This is a genomic window from Dyella sp. (genome assembly GCF_036568765.1).
In the GTDB taxonomy this organism is placed as follows: domain Bacteria; phylum Pseudomonadota; class Gammaproteobacteria; order Xanthomonadales; family Rhodanobacteraceae; genus GSA-30.
In genome coordinates this window covers 1-6,143 of record NZ_DATCRY010000113.1, presented here as the reverse complement: position 1 = coordinate 6,143, position 6,143 = coordinate 1, and the positions used below count along the sequence as shown (strand labels likewise).

At 62.3% G+C, this 6,143-nt stretch carries 8 protein-coding genes and 1 pseudogene; 6 read left to right on the top strand and 3 right to left on the bottom strand.

Features of this window, described 5'->3' with window-relative positions:
- Positions 1–188 (bottom strand): annotated as a pseudogene (locus VIM98_RS08080) (SMR domain protein); the annotation flags it as partial.
- 147 nt (positions 189–335) lie between these two features.
- Between VIM98_RS08080 and surE the strand changes: the two are divergent.
- From surE to VIM98_RS08060, 4 genes are read left to right on the top strand one after another with little or no spacing between them, the layout of a single operon-like run.
- The gene (gene surE / locus VIM98_RS08075) at positions 336–1,127 is read left to right on the top strand and encodes a 5'/3'-nucleotidase SurE (RefSeq protein WP_331992581.1); all 792 of its coding nucleotides are present in this window, start codon (positions 336–338) and stop codon (positions 1,125–1,127) included.
- On the top strand, positions 1,127–1,807 hold the full coding sequence (locus VIM98_RS08070; RefSeq protein WP_331992580.1) for a protein-L-isoaspartate(D-aspartate) O-methyltransferase: 681 nt from the start codon (positions 1,127–1,129) through the stop codon (positions 1,805–1,807). Before surE ends, VIM98_RS08070 begins: the two co-directional genes overlap by 1 nt.
- On the top strand, positions 1,807–2,415 hold the full coding sequence (locus VIM98_RS08065; protein ID WP_331992579.1) for a DedA family protein: 609 nt from the start codon (positions 1,807–1,809) through the stop codon (positions 2,413–2,415). Before VIM98_RS08070 ends, VIM98_RS08065 begins: the two co-directional genes overlap by 1 nt.
- Positions 2,416–2,452: 37 nt before the next feature.
- Complete coding sequence (locus VIM98_RS08060) at positions 2,453–3,454, top strand: peptidoglycan DD-metalloendopeptidase family protein (RefSeq protein WP_331992578.1); 1,002 nt, start codon at positions 2,453–2,455, stop codon at positions 3,452–3,454.
- A 154-nt stretch (positions 3,455–3,608) separates the two neighbouring features.
- Here the strand turns inward: VIM98_RS08060 and VIM98_RS08055 are convergent, their stop codons facing one another.
- A complete protein-coding gene (locus tag VIM98_RS08055) occupies positions 3,609–3,989 on the bottom strand; it encodes an Mth938-like domain-containing protein (protein ID WP_331992577.1) in 381 nt (126 codons plus the stop codon).
- Entirely contained in the window at positions 3,989–4,285 is a 297-nt protein-coding gene (yhbY, locus tag VIM98_RS08050; RefSeq protein WP_331992576.1) for a ribosome assembly RNA-binding protein YhbY, read from the bottom strand. Before yhbY ends, VIM98_RS08055 begins: the two co-directional genes overlap by 1 nt.
- Positions 4,286–4,367: 82 nt before the next feature.
- Between yhbY and rlmE the strand changes: the two genes are divergently transcribed.
- Both rlmE and VIM98_RS08040 read left to right on the top strand, forming a co-directional pair.
- Entirely contained in the window at positions 4,368–5,018 is a 651-nt protein-coding gene (gene rlmE, locus VIM98_RS08045) for a 23S rRNA (uridine(2552)-2'-O)-methyltransferase RlmE (RefSeq protein ID WP_331992575.1), read from the top strand.
- The coding region (locus tag VIM98_RS08040) for an ATP-dependent metallopeptidase FtsH/Yme1/Tma family protein (RefSeq protein WP_331992574.1) at positions 5,015–6,143 on the top strand (1,129 nt) is incomplete at its 3' end. The genes rlmE and VIM98_RS08040, both read left to right, overlap by 4 nt.

The window sequence follows — 6,143 nt, the reverse complement described above, 5'->3', positions numbered from 1 at the left end:
TCGAAGGCCATCTCCAGTAATTCGGCCGGTACTGCGGCCTCGTCCGCTTCGAACATATGCGCGCGCGGCTCCGGCTTGGGCGCGGCCGGAGGCAATTCGACAGGATCGAACTGGCGTACCTCGCCGATCGCCTCGCGGAACAAGCGGGCGTCGTCGTCACTGACGGCCTTGGGTTGGCGCTGTTTCATCCACGAAATCCTTCACCTGTGCCGAGCATACTGTGCGGAGCTGCCAGGTTCACGATATGTGAAACCTGGGGCCTGGTCCGGTAGACTTCCAGTCGTTGCGGGCGCGCCCTTCGATGCGCGTTCAGGCCAGGCTTTGAACGGATCATGATGCGAGTTCTTGTCAGTAATGATGACGGCGTGGATGCTCCTGGCATCCGCGTGCTTGCCGATCGCCTCGGTGCGGTGGGCGAGGTGACCGTCGTGGCGCCCGATCGGGATCGATCCGGCGCCAGCAATTCCCTGACCCTCGATGCCCCGATTCGGGTGCTGGACATGGGTAACCGTTATTACCGTGTGGCCGGCACGCCGACCGATTGCGTCCATCTGGCGCTGGCCGGCATGCTCGATGACGAACCAGACATCGTTGTCTCGGGTATCAACAATTCAGCCAACCTGGGCGATGACGTGATTTATTCCGGCACCGTTTCAGCGGCCATGGAAGGGCGCTTTCTCGGCTTGCCGGCCATTGCCGTATCGCTGGTCAGTCGAGATCACAAGGGCGAGCATTACGAGTCGGCCGCACAGGCCGTGCTGCAGTTGATGCAACGCCTGCTGGTCGATCCTTTGCCGGCCGATACCATTCTCAACGTCAACGTTCCCGATCGCCCCTGGACGGAGATCAAGGGTTTCGAAGTGACGCGCCTGGGCAAGCGCCATCGTTCCTCGCCCTGCATCAAGGCAACCGATCCGCGTGGCAAACCGATCTGGTGGATCGGCCCGGCTGGCGATGTCGAGGATGCCGGTCCCGGTACCGATTTCAACGCGGTGCAGCGCGGCTATATCTCGGTGACGCCGATCCATGTCGATCTGACGCGCTTCCAGGCACTGGACAAGGTCAGTAGCTGGATGACCACGCTGACCGCCGCGATGGCGGGCGATGCAGACGGGGAGGCGGCATGATGAACACGCATCCGTTGCCGCCAGCGATGCTCAAAGGCGAAGGCATGACTTCGCAGCGCGCGCGCGACCGATTGGTGGCCAAACTCAAGGAGGAAGGCATCAAGGATGCGCGCGTGCTGGATGTGATCCGCAACGTGCCGCGCCATCACTTTATCGACCAGGCGCTGCACTCGCGCGCTTATGAGAATACCGCGCTGCCGATCGGCCACGGTCAGACCATTTCGCAGCCTTGGGTGGTCGCGCGCATGAGCGAGGCGCTGCTCGAATTTGGCGTACCGCAGAAGGTGTTGGAAATCGGTACCGGTTCGGGCTATCAGGCCACCGTGCTGGCTGGGCTGGTGCCGCAGGTCTTTACCGTCGAGCGCATCGAGGAACTGCTGCGTCAGGCGCGTCGGCGCTTTCGCCAGCTGGGCCTTCCGCAGATCCGTTCGCGTCACGACGACGGCAAGCTGGGGTGGTCCGACGAGGCGCCGTTCGACGCGATCATTCTTACCGCCGCCGGAGATACCGTGCCGACGCAATTGCTCGATCAACTCAGTCCCACTGGCGTGCTGGTTGCGCCGGTAGGCTCGCCCAGCAGCCAGACCCTGATCCGCATGCGTGGTGACGGTAACGGCGACTTCTCGCAAGAAGAACTTGCTGCCGTGAGCTTCGTGCCGCTGCTTGGCGGTATCGGCTGATGCGACTTTTCGGATCGTTATACGCGCAGGTATTGACCTGGGCGCGTCATCCGCGCGCGGTTTCGTATTTGTGCGGATTGAGCTTCGTCGAAGCTTTCATCTTTCCGATCATGCCCGAGGTGATGCTCGCGCCGATGATGCTCGGCCGTCGTCACAAGGCGTTCTTCTACGCCAACATCAGCTTATTGTTTTCGCTGCTGGGTTCCCTGGTCGGCTACGCTCTGGGTCATTGGGCTTACCAGGCGTTGCATCCCGTGCTCGAAGCCCTGAATCTGCTTGCGCCGATTGAAAAGGGCGTAGCGAACCTGCGCACGGAAATGAACCAGCATTGGCTGGGGCTGCTTGTTGTCCTCGCGCTGGCCGCGTTGCAGCCGGTCGTTCCCATGAAGTTCGTCACATGGGCTTCCGGTATTGTCGGCGTACCCGTGGTGCCATTTCTGATCTGCATGGCGATCGGCCGCGGCAAGCGCGTGTGGCTGCTGGCCATCCTGGTGAGATTGTTCGGTGAGCGTGCGGAACGCATGCTGCAGAAAAATATCGAGTGGATCGGTTGGGCGGTGGTGGCGATCCTGGTGGCCCTCTTGGTGTGGTGGCTGCTGGCGCGCTGAGTTGCCCGACGATGTCGAACAGGAGGTTGGTGTCCGTATGAAATCCCGTTCGAGGCTAGGTATGCTCATGGGCATGAATGTCCCTACCCGGTTGATTGCCGTTTCGACGCTGGCCGCGAGCCTCGCCGCTTGTAGCGGCGTGACACATACTGTCCGAGTCGAGCCGGCCAACCCCGAAGCAGCCGGCACGCGGCCGGTCTTGCCGGCGCGTACCCAGGTGCCGGGGGGCAGTTATCAAGTCGTGCATGGCGACACGCTGTATTCGATCGCTTTCCGCAATAAGGTGGATTTCCGCGATCTGGCGCAATGGAACAACATCCAGCCACCGTACACGATCTGGCCGGGTCAGGTGCTACGCCTGTCGCCGACCGGCAGTGGCTCAAAGCCTGCGGTGGTTACCGTCATTCCACCCAAGCCCAAACCTTCGGCTGCACCGTCCGCGGCCCCCGCTGCACCTATGTTCGAGGATCTTCCGACGACTGCGGAGAGCGGCAAGCCTGCATCCGTGCCTCCTCCGCCCAAGTCGAGTGCATCGAGCGCCATCCCGGCAGTAGCGACCAGCACCGTAGTGCCGGTGGCGGGGGCGGCCACGCAGTCCCCGGCAACACAGCCTCCGCCCCCACCGTCCGCGGCGGTAGCACCGTCACCGGGAGGCACGCGTTCGCAAGGAGGGGTGGTATGGCGCTGGCCGGCGGACGGTCAGCTCGGCAAGCGTTTCCAGAGCGGCGACGCGATTCCCGGCATCGAAGTACTAGGCAAGGCAGGTGACCCGATCCGGGCCGCCGCCGATGGCGTGGTGGTCTATAGCGGCAACGGCCTGGTCGGCTATGGCGAGCTGATCATCGTCAAACACAACGACAGCTTCCTCTCCGCTTATGGTCACAACCGCAAGCGTCTGGTGAAAGAGGGGCAGCGCGTCACCGCCGGCCAGCAGATTGCCGAAATGGGCGCCACTGGCGCATCGCGCGATGAGCTGCAATTCCAGATCCGCAAGGATGGCAATCCTGTGGATCCGCTCGGGTATTTGCCTTCTAAGTGAGGTCGCCGTCGCTTTGCGACAGCTGTGAGGAGTTAGGAGTTCGCTCCTCCCCCTATAAGCAGGGGGAGGCTGGGTGGAGGGGGTAAACCTTCACGCCGAGGCACACGTACCTGCTTTTCCTCTTCACCGTTCACAGGGCGCGTGGCGCCCGACCTTACTCAGAAGCAGGCAATACAAACGCGACGACGACTCGTCGTCCCTCACCGGCCAGCAAGTCATAGGTGCGCGCCGCCGCAGCATTGTCCATGACCTCGATACCGATGCCTTTGCGCAGGAATCCGGCCATGAACTCGGCAGGCGGGAAGACTTGGCGTTCACCCGTGCCGAGAATGACCAGCTCGGGCTTGAGCGCAAGGATTTCGTCCACGTGAGCCGCGCCAAGAGCCTTGGCGTCGGTGGCCGGCCAGTTCTCGACCGCGCGGTCCGGTGCCAACAGGAAGCTGGCGGTGATGTCCCGGTCCATCACGGTGATCGCCCGCGCGGCAACGCGCCGTACGAACAGAAAGTCGCCGGGCCGATCGAGCGACAGATCCATTAGCGGGGCAGGGCGAGCTTGGGCTCGTCCTCGTTGCGCCGGAACAGCACCACGATGTGGCCGATCTGCTGGACGTTCTCCGAACCCGTGCCACCGGCCAGGAACGCGATCTGCGCTTCTCGCTCTTCTTTGTCGCCGCCGGAAAGCTTCACTTTGACCAGCTCGTGATGAGTCAGTGCCAGGTCCAGCTCCTTGAGTACCGCTTCGGTGGCGCCCTTGGCGCCAAGCAGGATCACCGGGTTCAGGTCATGCGCCAGGCTGCGCAGATAGCGGCGCTGTGACGGGGAAAGAGCCATGCGTTCAGTCTCGGGTTCGCGGCGGAAGGACCGTAAAGGGTATCATGCGGGCCGATCCCCCTGACCTGTAGCGTTGCCGGCCATGTCTCGCAGCAAAAGCAGTTCCCGCTGGCTGCGGGAGCATTTCGATGATGTCTATGTGAAGAAGGCCCAGGCTGAGGGCATGCGCTCGCGCGCGGCGTTCAAGCTGGAAGAACTGATCGACCGTGACCGTCTCCTCAAGCCCGGCATGCGAGTGGTCGATCTTGGCGCCGCTCCAGGCGGCTGGTCGCAGTTGGTTCGCCAGCGTATGGGCAATGCCGGGACGATTATTGCCATGGACATCTTGCCGATGCAGGGCATCGGTGGGGTGGACTTCCTGCAAGGGGATTTCCGCGAGGAGTCCGTTTTGAGGGCATTGGAAGACCGGCTGCAAGGCCAAAAGGTCGATCTTGTTCTGTCCGATATGGCCCCCAATATGAGTGGTGTAGCGCTGGCCGATCAGATCAGGGCAATGGACCTGGCCGATCTGGCGCTCGATTTCAGCCGGCACTGGCTTAAGCCTGGCGGTTCCTTCCTGATCAAGCTTTTCCAGGGGGCCGGCTTTGACGATTACTTACGCAGCTTGCGCGCGGACTTCAGCCGCGTGACTATGCGTAAACCAAAGGCCTCACGCGCTCGTTCGCGTGAGGTGTATGCCCTGGCTACCGGTCGCAAGGCCGTTAGTGGGCAATCGGGCGAGAACCGTGCATGAACGAAATGGCTAAAAATCTGCTGCTCTGGTTGGTAATCGCGGTGATTCTGCTCACCGTCTTTCAGAGCTTCAACCCGCATGGCGGCTCGTCGTCGGATCTGCCTTACAGCAGCTTCGTGCAGAGCGTGGACAACGGCAATGTTTCCACTGCAACGATCAGCGCCGATCAGCCGGCCACCATTACCGGCAAGCTCAAGGACGGCAGCTCGTTCCGCACTGTGGCTCCGTCGCTGGGCTGGTCGAACAACGCAATCGTCACCCAGATGCAGGGCAAGAACGTGGAGGTCCGCCAGGAGCCGTCCAACAACGGTTTCTCGCTGCTAGGCCTGCTGCTGAATTGGTTGCCGATCATCCTCATCGTCGGCGTATTCATCTGGTTCATGCGGCAGATGCAGCAGGGCGGGAGCAAGGGCGCGATGAGCTTCGGCAAGTCGCGCGCGAAGATGCAGGGCGAGGACCAGGTGAAGGTCACCTTCGCCGACGTCGCCGGTTGCGACGAAGCCAAGGAAGAAGTGGGCGAGCTGGTCGAGTTCCTGCGCGACCCTGGCAAATTCCAGAAGCTTGGCGGCAAGATTCCACGCGGTGTGCTGATGGTCGGCCCGCCCGGCACCGGCAAGACGCTGCTGGCCAAGGCGATCGCTGGCGAAGCGAAAGTGCCGTTCTTCTCGATCTCCGGTTCCGACTTCGTCGAGATGTTCGTCGGCGTCGGCGCGAGCCGCGTGCGCGACATGTTCGAGCAGGCCAAGAAGCACGCGCCATGCATCATCTTCATCGACGAAATCGATGCGGTCGGTCGTCATCGTGGCGCCGGTCTGGGCGGCGGTCATGACGAGCGCGAACAGACGCTCAATCAATTGCTGGTCGAAATGGATGGCTTCGAAGGTACCGAAGGCATCATCGTGATCGCTGCGACCAACCGGCCCGATGTTCTCGATCCGGCCCTGCTGCGTCCGGGTCGCTTCGACCGTCAGGTGGTTGTCGGCTTGCCGGACGTGAAGGGCCGTGAGCAAATCCTCAAGGTGCACTTGCGCAAGGTGCCGGTCGCCAGCGACGTCAACCCGATGGTGATCGCGCGTGGCACGCCTGGTTTCTCCGGTGCGGATTTGGCCAATCTGGTCAACGAAG

Bases quoted from the DNA above. Each gene is read 5' to 3' on its own strand.
- surE (WP_331992581.1), top strand. From the start codon at position 336: ATGCGAGTTCTTGTCAGTAATGATGACGGCGTGGATGCTCCTGGCATC.
- VIM98_RS08070 (WP_331992580.1), top strand. From the start codon at position 1,127: ATGAACACGCATCCGTTGCCGCCAGCGATGCTCAAAGGCGAAGGCATG.
- VIM98_RS08065 (WP_331992579.1), top strand. From the start codon at position 1,807: ATGCGACTTTTCGGATCGTTATACGCGCAGGTATTGACCTGGGCGCGT.
- VIM98_RS08060 (WP_331992578.1), top strand. From the start codon at position 2,453: ATGAAATCCCGTTCGAGGCTAGGTATGCTCATGGGCATGAATGTCCCT.
- VIM98_RS08055 (WP_331992577.1), bottom strand. From the start codon at position 3,989: ATGGATCTGTCGCTCGATCGGCCCGGCGACTTTCTGTTCGTACGGCGC.
- yhbY (WP_331992576.1), bottom strand. From the start codon at position 4,285: ATGGCTCTTTCCCCGTCACAGCGCCGCTATCTGCGCAGCCTGGCGCAT.
- rlmE (WP_331992575.1), top strand. From the start codon at position 4,368: ATGTCTCGCAGCAAAAGCAGTTCCCGCTGGCTGCGGGAGCATTTCGAT.